The following is a 16,844-nucleotide window of genomic DNA, read 5'->3' on the forward strand; positions in this document are numbered from 1 at the left end:
TAATAGTATTATATCACAATTTTATATTGAATTATGCTTTAATGGCCGCAAATTGCGACCTTTTTTTGCTTATATTTTTATATTTCCCGGGAAATGTTTCGATTTCATTTTTCTAAAACCGGCACGGTGGTCGAAGCATGTGGAATGATATAGGCTTTAAAATCGTTTCCCAGCTTGTTTTTTATGATTTCGATAGCTTCATTCATGCTTGAAGCCGGAATCATGCCCATATCCCGCACTATTTTTTCGTTCATCTTCGACACCAGAATCACATCAAAACGCTCCAGGCCCAGGGTAAGGATATACCCTACGGCTTTGGCTATGGTGAATTCATCCCACAGTGATTCTTCCCGCCTCCGCCTGGTGTCAAAGCCGGTTATTATATGGTAAAATCCCTCATGGCCTATGCCGTCGGGACATTCCGCCAGCAGCATCACCATGCCACCATCTTTCACAACATACATGGCGTTTTCAATCGCTTTGGTAGCCTGATACAGATCGATGTCTTTGGGAAATCCTCCGCAGGAAAGGATAAGCGCGTCCGCGGTTTCGTTTACTGGTACGCTGAAGGCATCTTGTGCAAAACGGCAGCCTTCCTCAAAGGCCAGTTTATAGTCCCCCGCCACAACTTTCACCATCTTACCGTCATCATTTAAAATTACATTCACAAGAAAATCAGGTTTTACCATGTCCGCAATCTCTGCCATGTCGGCTGCCATGGGGTTTTCAAGTATCTTTCCGAGGCCCACCCTGGGATCTATTCCTCCGCCCTTTTCAATGGGATTCAACATGAGTTTGTGATTTTTCTGTATGGTGTTAAAGCCGCACACTCCCGGGCATATGCTTTTTCTGCCGCCACCAAATCCCGCCATTGAATGGTACATTATGCCTCCAGTGAGAATCACCTTATCCGCTTCAGCCACAATCCTGTTTATATATACCGGTGTTCCCCTGGAAGTATTGCCGATAAATGTTAGGGATTTTTCATCCCGGGAATTGTGGTCTACCAGCCTGATTCTGGATACTATATCCCTTCCAAATAAATATTCATGCTCCTCCCCGGTATGCCCCCTGTGGGTTCCTGTGGCCACGACTATTGTTATATCCTCATCGTTTATACCGCACCTGTTCAGTTCAGAAACAATGATGGGCATCACTGTCCGGCTTTTTACGCTGCGGGTGATATCGCTGGCGATGATGGTCACCTTATCCCCGGGCTTTACAATCCTGTCTATTGTCGGCGACTTGATGGGATTTGCCATGGCGTCTATTACCGCCTGCATCTCGTCGTCAACAGCCGGGACATTTTTTCCCTCCAGCACCGCAAGGACATTCTTTTCATTGATTTCAAGCTTCATCTCGCCTTTTCCGTACTTTAGATTCATTGACAGCATGTTATTATTCAACTCAACTCCTTTGGACTCTTATTGTTCAAGCTCTCCGGTGTACGCATTCACATAGTATACATCCCCGTTCTGCAAGCCTATTTTCCATACCGGAGCGGCCTGCCACCTTTCCGCATCGTAAAATTTGGAGTAAAAACCCTGCTCTACCCCGGTGATAACAATCGAATCCGTATTATTTTTCTCGCTTGCCATTCTTAAAATCGCGGCAAGTGGAGAAATCACCGCTCTTTTCTTCCCTCTGTAACCGTAAATGTTGAGCCAGCTCTGATAGTAATTTTTTATTCCAGAAGGAGACACCAGAATATCTATATAACTGTTTGCGACAAAAAAACCGTCATATTTTCTCACATATTCTATAAGGAAGCTTGCGGTCTTATCATCATAAGTGACGCTGTTAAGAACGGCTTCCTGTGGAAGGCCGCCGTGACTTTTAATAAATTCCAGGGCCTCGGCTTCCGCCTCCTGCCGGGTCAGTCCTTTAGAAGCGTTACCGTTCCCTTTATTAAAATAGGTTATAATTCCATTATCCATTATTATCAGCTGTCGATTGTCCAGGGTGTAACTCCTGCCCCCCTGGATCTGCTCTACCCGGGGTTTCACCCCTTTACCCAGAAAGTTTTCCAGAACTTTCTGGGTATCGACCTTTTTATATCCCAGCTCCAGAAAAGCCTGCGGTATTCCCTTTTCAGGAATCTTCACTTCCAGTCTGATTCCCTTTCTGGACAGTTGGGCCTCAATTTCCCGCTGCTGATTTTGGGTAAGTACAAACTCGTCTGCAGGCCTTTCTTTAAACCACAGGTTTACAGCCAGTATTATGTTCAGCACAATGAAGGAAGCGATGAGTATTATTGTGGCTCTGCGCCAGTCCAAACAAATCACTCCGGTAAATTCCGTATTATTACTTCGTGACCCTGAGATTTTATAACCCAGACAGGTATATATTCATCGTTATTCAACATATATCCCGCGTAAATATCTTCCATGCTTTTTATGCTTCTCGTAGAAACGGCTATGTCTATGGCTTTTATGGGCGAAATCATTTCTGTCATTTTGCCGGGTTTATCGGCGCCCGTCATATTTCTATAATAGTTTTTTATCTGACTGCCGTCTACAGTCACGGATAGATATTCCTTATCACTGACTATGGGATATCCGTTTATTCTTATACCGAATTTAAAATTGTACAAATTGCCGCTCGCGCCCTGATTTGAAACATCATACGACGACAGAAAGCCTCCCTGCGGCCAGCCTCCATGGGCACTTATAAAGTCCAGTGCCGTTTTAAGGGCGTCATAGAAAGAAACGTTTCTTTTTTGCTCCTTCACGCCGGGATAACTGTATTCCAGAGTGCCGTCATGGTAAATGCGAAGCGCTTTTTGCCCATCGGTATATATGAACGCTCCATCCGTTTCCTCAATCTTGCGAACAACCGAAAAATCATCAAAGAATTTTGCCGCCAGTCGGTCGTTTATAACTTTCTCATGTTTTAATCCATATTGAGAGAGGATATATGGCTGCAGCGGCACATAGATACCCCTTGCAATTTTGAGACGGGTGTTGCCCGGAGGAATGGTGGCAAACAGCGGCGGGTTGGATGAGGATATCTCTTTTATAAGCGCCAGAAGTTCCCCGGAATCAGCGTTTTTATTTATCCTGTAATACCGCCCATCGCCGCCTTTCAGATATGCCCACAGGCCGCCGTCTTCTATTAAACCGCATGAAGCGAGCGTTGTATTATCATATGTCGCGTCATCGCCCGATTCTATATTAAAGAGCCGTTTAACAAAAGAAACCGGCATTGGAGTGGTAAATACCACCTCCAGACCAGTCCTTTGCTCGAAAAGATCTGCCCCTATGTCGACGGGCACGGCTTTTCCTCCGCCCCACACGGCGGACAGGGCTTTAGCTGAATAGTTCCAGACTTTATCATAAAAGGCTGACGAAGGTAAAATAAGCGTATGAGACGTATTGCCCATGTGAACCAGAATCTTGCCGGGACTTGCTATTGTCATTAAATCTACTTTTTTTTCTTCCTGAACGTCTTTTTGAACAGATTGTTCTCCGGGAATCCTGGACCATATTGCAAAAGAAAGAAAAAGGCTTAGGCCAACCACTAAGATAAGAATCCATCCCAGGATAGAGTCTCTTGTCATGGAGGCACCGCCTTTTATTTTAAGATAAGGAAGGTCTTTATTGTCTGAATAAGAGATTCCAGTTCTGGCAATTCGGATCCGTCTATTTTATATACTCTTCGAGATACAGTTTCGCTTTTCCCGGACGGCAGAACCGCCCTTACGGTAATAATGCTTTCTTTCCCAGAAATAGGCACCTGGGTCAGGAAAATGCCTGCTGCGCCTACGGAAAGCCTGGCCCGGGAACGTCCGTTGACAAGAACGTAAATGCTGGCGTCCGGCAGCGCCTCGCCAGATACCACAATGGAGTCATAGGTAGTCATGAGATTGTCCTTTGGCTCATTCAATGTGACAGATTCGGCCATGGCGTAGGGAGAAAATATTATTAAAAGCACTACAGTTAATATGATCAGTAATACCCTTTTCATTTTAAGTCTCCCTTTTCAAATCGGTAGTTGAAAAAATGCTCCTGTTTCTATTATTTAGTTTAAATGATAAATATTACAAACATATTACAGACCGATTAAAAATGAATTACACATTTGGCGTGGTATTTTTTTCAGCTGCAGGAAGGAGTATTATTACCTGTGTGCCCCGGCCGGGTTCGCTTTCTATGGTGATGCTGCCTTCATGCGCTTCCACTATTTCTTTTGCTATGGAAAGCCCCAATCCGGTACCTCCCAGCTCCCGGGAACGGGTTTTGTCCACCCGGTAGAATCTCTCAAAAAGGCGGGGCTGATCCTCTTTCGGAATGCCGATTCCTGTATCGGCAAAAACTATCCTCACCATGTCGGAGGTTTTATCCTGTCCGATAAAAATCCTGCCTCCCTCGGGAGTATATTTTATGGCATTGCTCAGGATGTTTTGAAATACCTGTTCAATTTTGTCCCTGTCGGCAAAAATGTCCGTCGAGTTGTCTGATATGTTCGTTTCCAGGGTGAGGTTCTTTTTATTTATGTTTACCATCATTTTCGAGATTACATCCTTCAATACTCCTGAAGGCGAAATAAGCCTCTTTTTCCACCGTATCTCCTTATTGTCTAGGCGCGAAAGTTCTAGCAGGTCGTTCACGAGCCTGGTCATGCGTTCGGCCTCGTTATTGATGACGCCGATAAACTGGCGCGCTATGGAAGGTTCATCCATGGCTCCGTCCAGAAGGGTTTCTGCGTAGCTTTTTATTGTAGTAAGAGGAGTCCTGAGTTCGTGGGATACGTTTGCTACGAATTCCTTGCGCATATTTTCCAGGTTGACCTGCTTGGTTATGTCCTGTAGAACAAGGATGATGCCGATTATTCGGCTTTCCCTCTTGAGCGGAGCTATAATAGTTTTCATTACCGTATCCTTATTTTTGACAGATATTTCCCGGGATATTACATCCTCACAGAGAAATTCTTCCAGATTGATTTTGAACAGGTCTTTTAAAACCGGCTGAAAGTCTTCTCCCATAGGGTCTTGATTGATGGAAAGCAACCGACGGGCGGCTGGGTTTATATGAATCACTTCACCCTTGCTGTTTAAGGCTATCACACCATCCGCCATATTGATGAGGATTGCCTCCATTTTTTCTTTTTCGTCGGAGATTTCTTCCATTGTATCCTTAAGTCGCGTCGTAAGAAAGTTAAACATGCCGGTAAGTTTGCCTATTTCATCATCGGACCTTACCTGAATCTTGTGGTCAAAATTGCCTTGCGCTAGAAGGGCGGCATTCCTGGTCACTTCCTGAATCGGACCGGTGATTGTTTTTGAAAGGAAATATCCCAGTATGCCGGTAACTAGAAGGGCCAGAAGAGTTGCGACCAGCAATATCGCCTTGATGTCGCCTATGGTTTTATATATATTCTCCATTGAAGAAACGAGGTAAATAATGCCCACCACCCGGGACCCGTTTTTCACCGGGTAGGCCAGGAACATATATCTTATCTTGCTCCTGGTGTCTTCCCGGATATCGCGCGCTTTATTCCCGAAGGTGGCCTGGGTTATTTCGGGAGTCAGCAATTTTTCGCCCTTCCGAAACCTCGTCTCATCGCTCGACGTAATTACGCCAGCGGTCTCGTCAAGAATCGCGATATAGTTTGTTTCGGTCCCCGACTGCTGCCACCATTTTACCTGGTCGTCTATATCCTGCTCCCGGGGAATAGGATACAGATACCTTTCCACCATGTCGGACATAAGTTGGGCTTTTATGTCAAGGTCGTCTGAAAGTTTGTTCACATGATATTTTTCAATAGACTGGACCAGATATACCCCCACCACTTCCATGGCCAGAAGTATCAGGAGTATATATATGGAGACCAATTTCCACTGGATGCTTCTAAACACCTGACAGCCTCCTATTGCTTCAGGAAATAGTATCCGATACCCCGTTTGGTCAATATGTAAATCGGGTTCGCCGGATCGTCTTCCACCTTTTCCCGAAGCCTTCTAACCGTAACGTCCACGGTTCGGATATCGCCGTAATATTCGTAACCCCACACCTCTTCCAGCAGTTTTTCCCTTGAAAACACCTGGCCCGCCTGAGTTGCCAGAAATTTTATAAGTTCAAACTCTCTGAAGGTGAGGTCCAGAGGCACCCCTTTTTTCTTGAGCTGATAGCTCCGAAGGTCCAGTTCCAGATCTTTCACCTTTATAACCTGTTGCTGACCGGCGGGTTCCGCCAGCATATTCCTGCGGAGGTTGGCCTTAACCCTGGCCATGAGTTCCCTCATGCTGAAGGGTTTAGTGACATAGTCGTCGGCTCCCAGCTCAAGCCCGAGCACCTTGTCCACTTCTTCTCCTTTGGCCGTAAGCATTATTATGGGACATGTCATCTTTTCTCTGAGTTTTTTGCACACCGAAAACCCGTCAATTTTCGGAAGCATGATGTCAAGCAGCACCAGATCCGGATTGCCGGTTTCTGCGGCTTTTAGGGCCTCCTCGCCATCGTAAGCCATAAGAACATTGTAACCTTCTTTTATCAGGTTATATCTCAAAATATCCACGATCGGCTTTTCATCATCCACCACGAGCACGGTTTCATTCAATGTGATCACCCCCATTAATAATATTCGTCACAAGATGAGTTTTTCCTTCAAAAGGCTGCTTTCCCACCCTCTGAAAGAAAAGCTCATCTACTGAAGCCCCTCTGCTCAATTCATCAAGAATGTTCCTTATTTCCCGAATGCCGTCCTTCCCCGCAAGAGCTCTGGTCATATCCAGGGCTTGAATGTAGGCTTTGGGCACATCGGGCAGTTCATCGAAACTGGAAACTATCTCGGCCAGAGAATACAATTCGCTTCTGTCGATATCAAAGTCCTGGGCCAGGTTGTATCCGGTGATTCTTTCCTCCTCATACTGGGCCACGCCTTCGGTAAACCAGCGGGAGTAGTTTCCGCCGGTCAGCCTGTCGACCGCCAGATGCGTATACTCATGCACCATGGGCCCCTTATTATAGAATATTTCTTCAATGTTCCGGGTATCGTCAATCCACGCCCCCGGAGCCTGTATATATATAATGCCCCTGTAGTAAACGCCCTGTGTGCTCTCGTCGGCCGGCCAGTTGAAGACTTGCTGTAGACTCCGGCTGTCGGGGAAAATTACTATCGGGATCCTGTCTTTCGGGAAAAAGTTAAAGTCCCTGCCCACTTCCGCATAAGCCTTTTCCGCCGCCTTCGCCACTGCCTCGACTTCATTCCTGTCCTCCGGCAGAAACAGTATGTCGAAATGCGGAGTAACCAGCGAGTCAAACCCTTTCAATTTAAAACCGTATATATTTATTTCCTTATAAAAATAAACTCCTGCGGCCAACAGCAGGAATAAAAGCGCCACCGTCGCCAGGAGAATTGTCTTCCTTCTCATGTTGCTCCCTCCCCCTTATAATAATTATATAAGATTTAAAAAGGAATTTCACTGGAAAAATATTAAAAAAAAAGCGGCAATTTGCCGCCTTTTCAAAGGGGGGATCGTTTTGTTGTTGCTGACTGTTTTCATCTATTATTATAATTGATTATTATTAAGAAATTGTAACGGTTATATTACAAAAATATTACAAATTTCTGGGATAATCGACATTATTTAGAAGAAGTACCAATCAGCACGAGTATAACTCCGGCGAAAATGATGATTAGTTTTGTCATTGATGCCCTGCCCGCCACGGCGCAAATGCCCAGGAAGCTGACCCCGGCAAATATCGCGGGGCCTATGAACCCCAGCAGAGCGTTTATGCGCAGGACCTGCTCCACCTCTTTTGAACGCAAAAACAAAAGAGCGGCGAAAAATTCTATTATGGAAGAAACAAATCTTATCGCTGCCATGGATATGATATACGGATTCATGGTCCTCCTCCTTTTTATCGGTGAATACGAATTTAGTCTACCGGACATTTTAAATATATGCGCAAAAGGGAGATGTGATGTTTGAAAAAAGATTCAAAATTACAGGTGGCGCTCCTGTGCCTTGTGCCTTTCATCATGGTGCTGGGCAATTCAATGCTCATTCCGGTACTCACGCAAATAAAAAAGGCTGTAGGCATAAACCAGTTTCAGGCTGGCCTCATGATAACCGCCTTTTCGGTACCCGCAGGCCTTGTTATACCTTTTGCCGGCATCCTTTCAGACCAGATGGGCCGCAGAATGGTGATGGCTCCGGCGCTGCTCTTCTACGGGCTGGGGGGCATAGTGGCGGGCATCTCGGCCGCTGCCCTGAAACCGCCTTTCTGGGGGATTCTAGCCGGACGGATCATACAAGGCGTCGGCGCCGGCGGCACATATCAACTGGCTATGGCCATCGTCGGGGACACCTTCAAATCCCGGGAAAGGGTTTATGCCCTCGGCCTTCTTGAAGCTTCCAACGGCCTGGGCAAGGTGGCAAGCCCCGTGCTTGGAGCCGCCTTTGCCCTTGTCTCATGGTACTTCCCCTTTTTTGCCTACGGTTTCCTGGCCATACCCACAGCTGTCGCCATTTTTCTTTTCGTGAAAGAAAAAGCGGAGTTTAAAAAACAGCCTTTTTCAAATTACCTGGATGCCGTAAAACAAATCTTTCGGCAAAAGGCTCCGGGGCTGTTGTCCAGTTTTTATGCGGGAATGACGGCTCTTTTTTCCCTTTTCGGCATCCTGTCGCTTTACTCGGACATCCTGGAAAAAAGGTTCGGCATATTCGGATTGAAAAAAGGATTAATAATGGCGGGACCCGTGTTCATTATGGCAATATTGTCATTTATACTCGGCGTAATCCTTATGCGAATAAAACACAGGGGTTTAAAAATCTTTATTTCGGGAGGGCTCGTTCTTATAACTGCCTCTCAGGGTTTATTTGTCTTTGCCCGGAACACGTGGACGATGTTTCTGTCGCTCTGCTTGCTGGGATCGGGCGTAGGGCTGGTGATGACGCCGGTAAACGCGCTGGTGGCCGGATCCTGCAGCACCAAAAGGAGAGGCATCATCACATGCCTTTACGGCAGTCTGCGCTTTTTCGGAGTGGCTATGGGCCCTCCCGTTTATGGCCTTTCAGAAAATTTTGGCACGAGGCCGGTAGTCATTGCGGCGGCAATGGCCTCAATTCTTGCGCTTGCTTTCTGTGCGGCTTTCATCGACCAGAAAAAAATTCTGACCCCAGAGGAAAATCAAAAAGCCACGGTGGCTTCCGGCTCGGAAGCTTTCTCAAAACCGGCCTCCGGCCTGGATTCTTCTTCGAGAAGGCCGCTTACTTTCAAAAGAAAGCTGCGGTAGGCCGACTGGCCGCGTTCCCGGGGCCTGGGCAGGGGATTTTTTACTTCGGCTTTGAGCCTGGCACACGAAAAGACCAGGATGCGATCGGATAAATCCACGGCTTCCTCTACGTCATGGGTGACAAAAATTATTGTCACCCCGGTTCTTTCCCATACTTTCAGCAGCACATGGTGCATGGCCCGACGGCTGAAGGCGTCCAGGCTGCCGAAGGGTTCATCCATCAATAGAAGCTGCGGTTTTACCGAGAGCGCTCGGGCAATAGAAGCCCGTTGTTTCATGCCGCCGGAGAGCTGGTATGGATAGCGGCCGCCGTATCCAGAAAGTCCCACCATTTCAAGGTAATGTCTGCTATTTTCGGCAATTTTCACACCTTTTGTTCCCCTGCCCACAGCCTTCATGGCAAAGCTGATGTTTTCCTCCACGGTAAGCCATGGAAAAAGCTGGTCAAGGCCCTGAAAAATCATGAAGCGGTCCGGCCCCGGCTTTGCCACAGTCTTTCCACCAAGCGTTACCCGACCGCTGTCGGGCTTTTCAAATCCCGCTATGCATCTTAAAAGTGTGGTTTTGCCACAGCCCGATGGCCCTATGACGCTGACAAATTCGCCTTGTTCAACGCTGAAGCTGATGTTTTCGATGCCGGATACTATTCTTTTGCCCGGCTCATATATCCTGGTGATCCCCAAAACATTCAGGATTGCGCTCACTTCAAAAGCCTCCCCAGTCCACTATAGTTTTCCACTTTTTTACGGTGTTTTTCTCGATGCCGGCAAATATGAGGTGTTCCACAGCTATACCGATGAATATTATGACCGTCATACCAGCGAATACGCTCGGGGTATCCATCATAAATCTTTTTTTGTACAAAAACCATCCTAGACCCCCGTCTCCCCCGGCAGCGCCGAATACCAGTTCTGCCGCCACCGAAGCCTGCCAGGCCCGTGCCCAGCCTGTGCGCAGCCCTCCGAGAATATGAGGGAAGGATGCCGGGAGCATTACCGAAAGGGCGAGTCTCACGCCCGACAGCCCCAGATTCCTTCCCGCTTCCAGTTGATTTGCCGGTATTGAACGAAACCCGGTGTAAAAATGATTTAGCAGAGGCCATATGGCAGAAAAAACCACAACGAAAAGGATGGCCTTTATACCGATGCCGTACCACAGAATGGCTACCGGCAGGACGGCAATTCCGGGCAGAGGGTGCATAATGGCCATAAAATCGCTTATGATTTCCGAAAATATTCTGCCGCTCATGGATAAAACGGTACCCGCCGCTGCCAGGATAACAGCCAGCGATAGGCCCACCGCAATTATTTTTAATGAAAATATAGTCTTACCCAGGATCTCCCATTTTTCCTGCCATAGGGCTTCTCCAATGCCGGCAACGCCTGGCAGCAGAAGTTCGGAATAATGGCCTGCCATCCTCATAAGTTCCCAGACAAAAGCGAGCACAATTATAAAGGCCGCCCTGGAAAAAAGTTCCTTCAATTGCGATCCCCCCTATTTTGACTGCTGCAAATCCTCAAGTATTGAAGGCTTTCCTTCTCTTTTTCCAATCTGGGCCAAAATGTTTTCCCACGCTATGTCCGATAATTTTTCCGGAACTTTCGATATATAGCCCGCTTTTTTCATAAACCCGGCAAACCCCATAAGGCCGTACGGGGCCGTAGTAAAGTTTGTACCGTCGGCCTTCAAATATTCCAGCAGTTTTCCCTTATTCAGCTTGAAATCCGGCGCAAGAAGCTCAGCGGTTTCCTCCTTATTTTCATTTACCCAGTTCATGGCGTCATTCAACCCCATGACAAAGGCTGCGTAACCTTCCGGATTTTTGTCATGATAATTTTCCGTAACCAGTGCCACATTGAAATTAAAGTCCCCTCCGAACGCTTCAAATCCATTCAGCACCACATGGTATCCGGGCTGGGAAAGCTCCTCAAAAAGATAAGGAGGCGTGGCAAAGTGGGCTACCACATCCTTTCTGGCAAGCATAGCCTGACAGGCATCGGGATGGGGAAGGGCTACAAGGTTGTCATCCAGAGCGTTTGGATTGTCGGTATCTTTTTCTAGCGCCATAGCCAGCAGGATATGCTGGATGCTGCCGGGGGAAGGCAAAGCAATCTTGTGCTCCGGTTTAAAATCTTTTATCGTCTTTATATCCGGATCGTAAGTCACCAGTGAAACCGGTGATACCGTATACCCGGCGGCAATTTTCGCAGGCAATCCTTTGTCCCAGCCTATAAGGTACGGAGGAATGCCCATGAAGGCGGCATCCAGTTCATTGGCTGCCATGGCTTCCCGCACCGTTCCTCCGGAACCCAGGGTGATCCATTCCACTTTGAGGCCGTATTTTGAAAAGAAATCTTTCTTTTCGGCCACCATTAACGGAGCATAGACCAGGCCGAACTGCCTTGCCACACGGATCACCTGTCGGGTCTTTTCCGGCGGGGCAGCCTTTGCGCCGTCGATTTTCCCCGAACAGCCCGACAGGAACGCCACTCCCAAAAAACATAAAAGCAGCATCAACGCAACAAAAGTTCTTTTTGCTAAAAACATCCTATCCCCTCCAAAAAATTAATCTATAACATAATATTTTTTGGGACAGGTAGCGGTGAATTTTTAAATATGATTTTTTGTATAAAATCGGTGTTGCCTTTGGCCGTCATAAACCGCCAGCGACGTATTTCTAAACTAGAATCAAAATATGTTTGGTTAAGAATTGTTGGAGGCATAAGTATGGCGGAAAACTCATATATCTATGTGGGGATTAAAAAACGGTTCCGTGATATTTCATGCGTCCATCCTCTACCTGACGCTACACTTCTTGCGGGAGGCGTTGAATTTGAAACCGTATTCGCTGCTGTTTTTGATTTTAGCGCTGGGGCTCTTGAGCAGAAACAGGCTCATATGCGTATCCTCCGCAATACTTATAATTTTCTCATATGTGGAGCTGCTCCCAGTGGCCCCGTCATCTCAAAACATTATCCTCGATGTTGGCGTAATACTTCTTGTGACAGGAGCGCTCATGCCTCTTGCGACAGGAAAAATTCTTGCCGGAGATGTCTATGAAAATATATTTACTCTGGAGGGTGTGATATCCTTTATGGTTGGAATCGCATCAGCGGTCATGGCGCGGGACGGTATTGAGCTTATGAAGGGTTTCCCGGGGGTCATGATAGGGCTTCTCATGGGTTCCATCGTGGGCACAGCCTTTTTCAGGGGCATTCCGACAGGACCTCTTGTGGCGGCAGGCCTTGCAGCTTTTATTATCAATCTGGTAAAAAAAATATAAAGACCGGCTGGCCGCATAAGCGGCTACGCCGATCCTTTTCCCAGCAAAAATTTCTATCATATTTTAAGCAGCCAAATATAACGGTTTTTTATTTATTCAGGTAGCTCAACGGATTTTGCGGCTCTCCATTGAGGCGCACCTCAAAGTGCACGTGAGGGCCCGTGGTCCTTCCACTGGTTCCTACGGTAGCAATCTCCTGCCCCTTTTCAACCCTGTCGCCCACCGACACCAGTATTGAACTAGCATGGGCGTACCAAGTTTCATATCCTCCGCCGTGGTCGACGATGACAAGATTCCCATACGTCCCTTTGCGTCCGGCAAATGTCACTGTCCCGGCGTTGGACGCCCTTATGGGAGTGCCTCTATCTGCGGCTACATCTATACCCGTATGAAATTCCCTGCCCCTGCGTCCGAAGGGAGAGGTTATCGTTCCAACCAGCGGCCAGAGGAATCTTCCGCTGCCTCTGAATGCCACTTGGGCTCTGGTACCCCGGGCGACTATTCGGGTCACGGGTTCTTTCAGAACTTTTTCACCGAGAATCTGCTGGCCCACTTTTATACCGTTTTTATATACGACCTGCGCTGCCACTTCCCTGGTGCCGTTTTCGCCAGGTTGCTTCACCTTCTGGTCCCATTTCCACAGGGTATCGTCCTTTACTATCTCAGTTTTATAAGCTATGGGTTCCTGGTATGTAACTTTCTTCGTCACGGTGATGTTCAGGAGCGGCTTTACCGCTTTGAGGTTGATAACTTCACCCAGAGCCAGCCTGTCCTCTGACTTTAACTGTGGGTTTGCTTTTATAAGCTCGTCCAAGGGTATATTCTGTTCTTTTGCTATATCCCAGAGGGTGTCTCCCTGCTTGACCTTATATGTCGCAAGTTCCACAGCGCCCTTTAAAATAAGGGCCTTTGCAGCCTCGGCGGTCATTATCTTGTCCGGATTTGCAAACTTTTCAATAAGTTTTACGCCGTTTGACACTTCGATTTTTACCAGCTCTCCCGGCGTCATATTTACATAGTAATCTTTGACACCCTGAAGCGCCGCATCGGCGGCCTTTTTGTCTTTTACCAGAGCTATCTGTTGCCCGTCTATCTCAATGGCTACGGCTTTAACCTGAACGGAAAGAACTTTATCGAGTTTTTCCAAAAGTTCCTGTTCCGTATCGACTCTTTGCCCCAGAGCTTTGATGGGTGTAACCTGAATATCCTGGGTAAACTCGATGTCCGCTCCCAATCTATCCCGGTATTTTGATTTTAAATCGTCTTTTATCCTTTCTATGATTTTCCTGTCGCTTACATTCCCGAGGGTTTTACCATCCACGCTCACCGCATAGACGCTCCGATTTATGATAAATGTTATAATCGATAACACGGTCAGCGCACAGCACAAAGCAATGATGAGTATCTTCCTCTTATTGTCTGCTCTGCCCCAGAAGTAAAAACCCCCCAGTCTGGGTAACTTCATCCCCCCACTCCTTTCGTAAAGTTTTTTATTTCCCCCCGGATTATCAGACCGGGCCTATATATTTGGTAATATTAATGTAATGTAATTGTAACATATTTGTAATATATTATATTCGATATCAACTCAGATTTTCCTTCCTCAAATATAATTTATTTTGCTGTTTTTTCTGGATTAAAACCAGGAAAAGTCCGGTAAACATTACGAAAATGCCCACAATTGAGTTTTTGCTGGGGATTTCATCCAGAAACAAAAACCCGAGCACCACACCGCCGGTAACTTCCTGAGTGGAAATCAGATTTGCATATGTCGGGTGAATGTACCTGAGCCCGGCGTTATACAGAGTGTGGCCCAGTGTCGTGGGCAAAAGCCCAAGCATTACCAGAGCTCCCCATTGTTTCAAAGTATTCGGCCATGTAAACTGCATAAAGGCCCAAGGAAGCAAAAAAAGCGCTGCCAGCAAATAGACCCAGAATACATATTTTAAAAGCGGATAGTTGTTCCTTTCCCTGCGGCCCGCCACCGAATAGAGGGCTAGGCACAGAGCTGACGCGAGCGCCATAATGTCGCCAAGAATCATCTTGCCGGTGAGCTGGGGTTCAAATCCGGCTAAGATAATAATTCCCAATATTACTATAATTATACCTATGTATTTATAGGCCGGTATTTTTTCTTTCAATATAGCCGCGGTGAGCACCGTGATCATGATGGGGGCAGTATAAACCAGGCTCAGGGAATGGGCGATGGTGGTGTACATTACCGATCCTATATAAAAAAGAAAATGAAAGGAAGTAATCAGGCCGTATACAATAAATTTGGGCACATCCCGCCTCTCAAGAGAAATGTCCACGCCTGCAGCCCAGGAAATAACCAGAATAAAAATCGCACCCAAAAACATCCTGAAAAAAGCTATTTCTCCAACCGAAAGACCCGCCGCAAGCCTCGTGAAAACAGGGCTTGTCCCGAAAAAAACAGTACCCAGGGCGGTGAGTAAAATGCCCTTTCTATAATGGTTCACAACCTCAGCTCCCTTCTGACATTTTCCAAATTTTTAAACTCAATTACAATTATTCAGCATACAGCGCTGGTGCAGTGGTTTTTCTCTTGCCCAAGCTTTCCCGACATCACTGCAGCTATTTGCAACATCTCATTTCGCACTTCACATTCTGTCACTGGTTTCGATGCCATTTCGGATGCCGGAAGACCACGATTCTCACATCCAATCTCTCACTTCACGCATCTCATCATGCGGCTTTTTGTAGAGGCTCTTCGTTTTTTAACATTTTATTGTATATGTAGTCCGTCCAGTCGGCGCCGGTGGCTTTGTTTACGGCTTTTATAAAATCTGCGGTGGTGGCGTTTTTATAAATATTTTGTTTGAAATAAAAGCGCATCGCGTCGCGGAATTTTTCTTCACCGATACTGCTTTCCAACTGCTTTAACATAATAGCGCCCCGGGAATACACTACGGCGTCGTATTCCCCCCAGCTGTTAAAGTCCGCCAGAGGCCTTAAAACGGGGCCAATTTTCTGGCTCTGGTTGGTCTGCTCATAAAATTTATACGGGTTTAATATAAAGTCATCATAAATCCTCTGGCCGGTCTTTCTGCCGTAGACGTTTTCATAATACAAAACCGTGGAATACTCTGCGAGCGCCTCATCGAGCCACGGCTCCCTCACTTCATTGTTGCCCACGAGGCCGTACCACCACTGGTGGGCGGTCTCGTGTATCACCACATATTCCAGCATATCACCCTCGTTGTAGAACTGGCGCCCTATCATGACCAGATTGGGATATTCCATGCCGCCTATATAAAAGTCCGAAGCCGCCACGGCATATTCTTTATAGGGGTACGGCCCGAAAAATTCGCTGAAAAATTTCATGGCTTTTTCCGCGTATCCCAGGGCTTTTTCTCCATATGGTGCATCTTCCTTTATATAAAAGGATGTTATTTTTACCCCACCGACCTCTTTCGAAAAGGTCTTGAACCTGGTGCTTGCCACCCAAGCAAAGTCCCGTACAAGCCCGGTTTTGAAAGTCCATATCGAGGAGCTTCCCTCCTGCCTTTTATCTTCGACATAACCGCTGGCCGCAATGGTGTATTCCGATGGAGCCTTTATTTTTACCTCATAAAGTCCGGCGTCGCTGTAAAAAGGGTCCCCTATCGCATAGTAAGGGTCCTTATTCCAGCCGTTCTCATCATAGACTGCCAGGATGGGATACCAGTTGGCTATATTTAATGTGTTTTTCCCGTAACCGAAGCGGCCGTAAGAAGGCGGAATAATCTCCGTAAATTCCATGGTGAGACTTATGCTTCCGCCCGGTTTCAAAGGCTTATCCAGCACAACTTTCAGCAGGGTGTCTTCTACTTCATACTCCAGCGGTCCCGAAGACGCCGACACTTTCTTGATGTTTATGTATCCAGGAGAAAACCCTTCGGGATAAGCCGACTGCATTTCGTGCCGCGGAAACGGGGCTGTATCCGGGGTTTTAAAAGCATTGGGGTACAGATGGAAATACAGCTCCGAAAGTTCCACCTTCTCCGTATTTTTTACGGTTACTATCTGGCTGCCATCTATCCTTTTGTCATCGGGATAAAAACTTGCTTCTATGGTATATCTTGGGCAATCTTTTGATATTAGCCATGCAGCGCTATTCTCAAAATCGGACGGCTCTCTAAAAAAACTATAAAAAGCCAATGCCATCAGTATAAATACTGCAGCGATGATTCCAAGCCTTTTTTTCTCCACTTAAATCCACCTTTCTTCGAGAGGCTTTTTTATCTGTTTTAAAGACAAATTTAATGTACGTCCTTTTTAATTATTATTAAAATGCTCTTTACTTTATTCCTGCGACTTT

Annotated in this window: 16 protein-coding genes; 2 read left to right on the top strand and 14 right to left on the bottom strand. The window is 46.7% G+C overall.

From position 1 onward, the window contains the following. Positions 1–104 precede the first annotated feature (104 nt). From AC6I1H_RS09650 to AC6I1H_RS09685, 8 genes are all read right to left on the bottom strand, one after another. Complete coding sequence (locus AC6I1H_RS09650) at positions 105–1,406, bottom strand: nickel-dependent lactate racemase family protein (RefSeq protein WP_497737385.1); 1,302 nt, start codon at positions 1,404–1,406, stop codon at positions 105–107. Between the two features lie 18 nt (positions 1,407–1,424). Beyond that, a complete protein-coding gene (gene yycI / locus AC6I1H_RS09655; RefSeq protein ID WP_497737386.1) occupies positions 1,425–2,276 on the bottom strand; it encodes a two-component system regulatory protein YycI in 852 nt (283 codons plus the stop codon). Between the two features lie 5 nt (positions 2,277–2,281). Beyond that, positions 2,282–3,559, bottom strand: coding sequence for a YycH family regulatory protein (locus AC6I1H_RS09660; protein WP_497737387.1), 1,278 nt, complete (start codon positions 3,557–3,559; stop codon positions 2,282–2,284). A gap of 14 nt (positions 3,560–3,573) precedes the next feature. Next, entirely contained in the window at positions 3,574–3,966 is a 393-nt protein-coding gene (locus AC6I1H_RS09665; protein WP_497737388.1) for a hypothetical protein, read from the bottom strand. Between the two features lie 106 nt (positions 3,967–4,072). Continuing rightward, positions 4,073–5,857: an ATP-binding protein gene (locus tag AC6I1H_RS09670; RefSeq protein WP_497737389.1), complete on the bottom strand. Its 1,785-nt coding sequence runs from the start codon at positions 5,855–5,857 to the stop codon at positions 4,073–4,075. An 11-nt stretch (positions 5,858–5,868) separates the two neighbouring features. Further along, entirely contained in the window at positions 5,869–6,573 is a 705-nt protein-coding gene (gene yycF, locus AC6I1H_RS09675; RefSeq protein ID WP_497737390.1) for a response regulator YycF, read from the bottom strand. Next, positions 6,551–7,372: a peptidase MA family metallohydrolase gene (locus AC6I1H_RS09680; RefSeq protein WP_497737391.1), complete on the bottom strand. Its 822-nt coding sequence runs from the start codon at positions 7,370–7,372 to the stop codon at positions 6,551–6,553. The genes yycF and AC6I1H_RS09680 overlap by 23 nt, the downstream gene beginning before the upstream one ends. Before the next feature lie 212 nt (positions 7,373–7,584). After that, positions 7,585–7,848, bottom strand: coding sequence for a DUF2619 domain-containing protein (locus tag AC6I1H_RS09685; RefSeq protein WP_497737392.1), 264 nt, complete (start codon positions 7,846–7,848; stop codon positions 7,585–7,587). Positions 7,849–7,929: 81 nt separating this feature from the next. Between AC6I1H_RS09685 and AC6I1H_RS09690 the strand changes: the two genes are divergently transcribed. Continuing rightward, positions 7,930–9,240 carry an MFS transporter gene (locus AC6I1H_RS09690; RefSeq protein ID WP_497737393.1) on the top strand — a complete coding sequence of 437 codons (1,311 nt, stop codon included), beginning with the start codon at positions 7,930–7,932 and terminating at the stop codon, positions 9,238–9,240. On the opposite strand, the gene AC6I1H_RS09695 is transcribed toward AC6I1H_RS09690, so the two are convergent. From AC6I1H_RS09695 to AC6I1H_RS09705, 3 genes are read right to left on the bottom strand one after another with little or no spacing between them, the layout of a single operon-like run. Beyond that, complete coding sequence (locus AC6I1H_RS09695; protein ID WP_497737394.1) at positions 9,135–9,944, bottom strand: ABC transporter ATP-binding protein; 810 nt, start codon at positions 9,942–9,944, stop codon at positions 9,135–9,137. The genes AC6I1H_RS09690 and AC6I1H_RS09695 overlap by 106 nt on opposite strands. A 1-nt stretch (position 9,945) precedes the next feature. Beyond that, entirely contained in the window at positions 9,946–10,722 is a 777-nt protein-coding gene (locus AC6I1H_RS09700) for an ABC transporter permease (protein WP_497737395.1), read from the bottom strand. Between the two features lie 12 nt (positions 10,723–10,734). Then, on the bottom strand, positions 10,735–11,787 hold the full coding sequence (locus AC6I1H_RS09705) for an ABC transporter substrate-binding protein (RefSeq protein ID WP_497737396.1): 1,053 nt from the start codon (positions 11,785–11,787) through the stop codon (positions 10,735–10,737). A 286-nt stretch (positions 11,788–12,073) separates the two neighbouring features. Between AC6I1H_RS09705 and AC6I1H_RS09710 the strand changes: the two genes are divergently transcribed. After that, positions 12,074–12,523: a DUF441 domain-containing protein gene (locus tag AC6I1H_RS09710; RefSeq protein ID WP_497737397.1), complete on the top strand. Its 450-nt coding sequence runs from the start codon at positions 12,074–12,076 to the stop codon at positions 12,521–12,523. A gap of 88 nt (positions 12,524–12,611) precedes the next feature. On the opposite strand, the gene AC6I1H_RS09715 is transcribed toward AC6I1H_RS09710, so the two are convergent. The 3 genes from AC6I1H_RS09715 to AC6I1H_RS09725 form a co-directional block, all read right to left on the bottom strand. Further along, positions 12,612–13,988 (bottom strand): peptidoglycan DD-metalloendopeptidase family protein, encoded by a 1,377-nt coding sequence (locus AC6I1H_RS09715; RefSeq protein WP_497737398.1) that lies wholly within the window; start codon positions 13,986–13,988, stop codon positions 12,612–12,614. Between the two features lie 118 nt (positions 13,989–14,106). Beyond that, a complete protein-coding gene (locus tag AC6I1H_RS09720; RefSeq protein WP_497737399.1) occupies positions 14,107–15,003 on the bottom strand; it encodes a DMT family transporter in 897 nt (298 codons plus the stop codon). A 226-nt stretch (positions 15,004–15,229) separates the two neighbouring features. Further along, a complete protein-coding gene (locus tag AC6I1H_RS09725; protein WP_497737400.1) occupies positions 15,230–16,735 on the bottom strand; it encodes a M1 family metallopeptidase in 1,506 nt (501 codons plus the stop codon). Between the last annotated feature and the right edge of the window lie 109 nt (positions 16,736–16,844).

This window comes from Biomaibacter sp. TOL (assembly GCF_059717795.1).

Coding starts and splice junctions, on each gene's coding strand:
- AC6I1H_RS09660 (WP_497737387.1), bottom strand. CDS start 3,559: ATGACAAGAGACTCTATCCTGGGATGGATTCTTATCTTAGTGGTTGGC.
- AC6I1H_RS09680 (WP_497737391.1), bottom strand. CDS start 7,372: ATGAGAAGGAAGACAATTCTCCTGGCGACGGTGGCGCTTTTATTCCTG.
- yycF (WP_497737390.1), bottom strand. CDS start 6,573: ATGGGGGTGATCACATTGAATGAAACCGTGCTCGTGGTGGATGATGAA.
- AC6I1H_RS09715 (WP_497737398.1), bottom strand. CDS start 13,988: ATGAAGTTACCCAGACTGGGGGGTTTTTACTTCTGGGGCAGAGCAGAC.
- AC6I1H_RS09685 (WP_497737392.1), bottom strand. CDS start 7,848: ATGAATCCGTATATCATATCCATGGCAGCGATAAGATTTGTTTCTTCC.
- AC6I1H_RS09705 (WP_497737396.1), bottom strand. CDS start 11,787: ATGTTTTTAGCAAAAAGAACTTTTGTTGCGTTGATGCTGCTTTTATGT.
- AC6I1H_RS09665 (WP_497737388.1), bottom strand. CDS start 3,966: ATGAAAAGGGTATTACTGATCATATTAACTGTAGTGCTTTTAATAATA.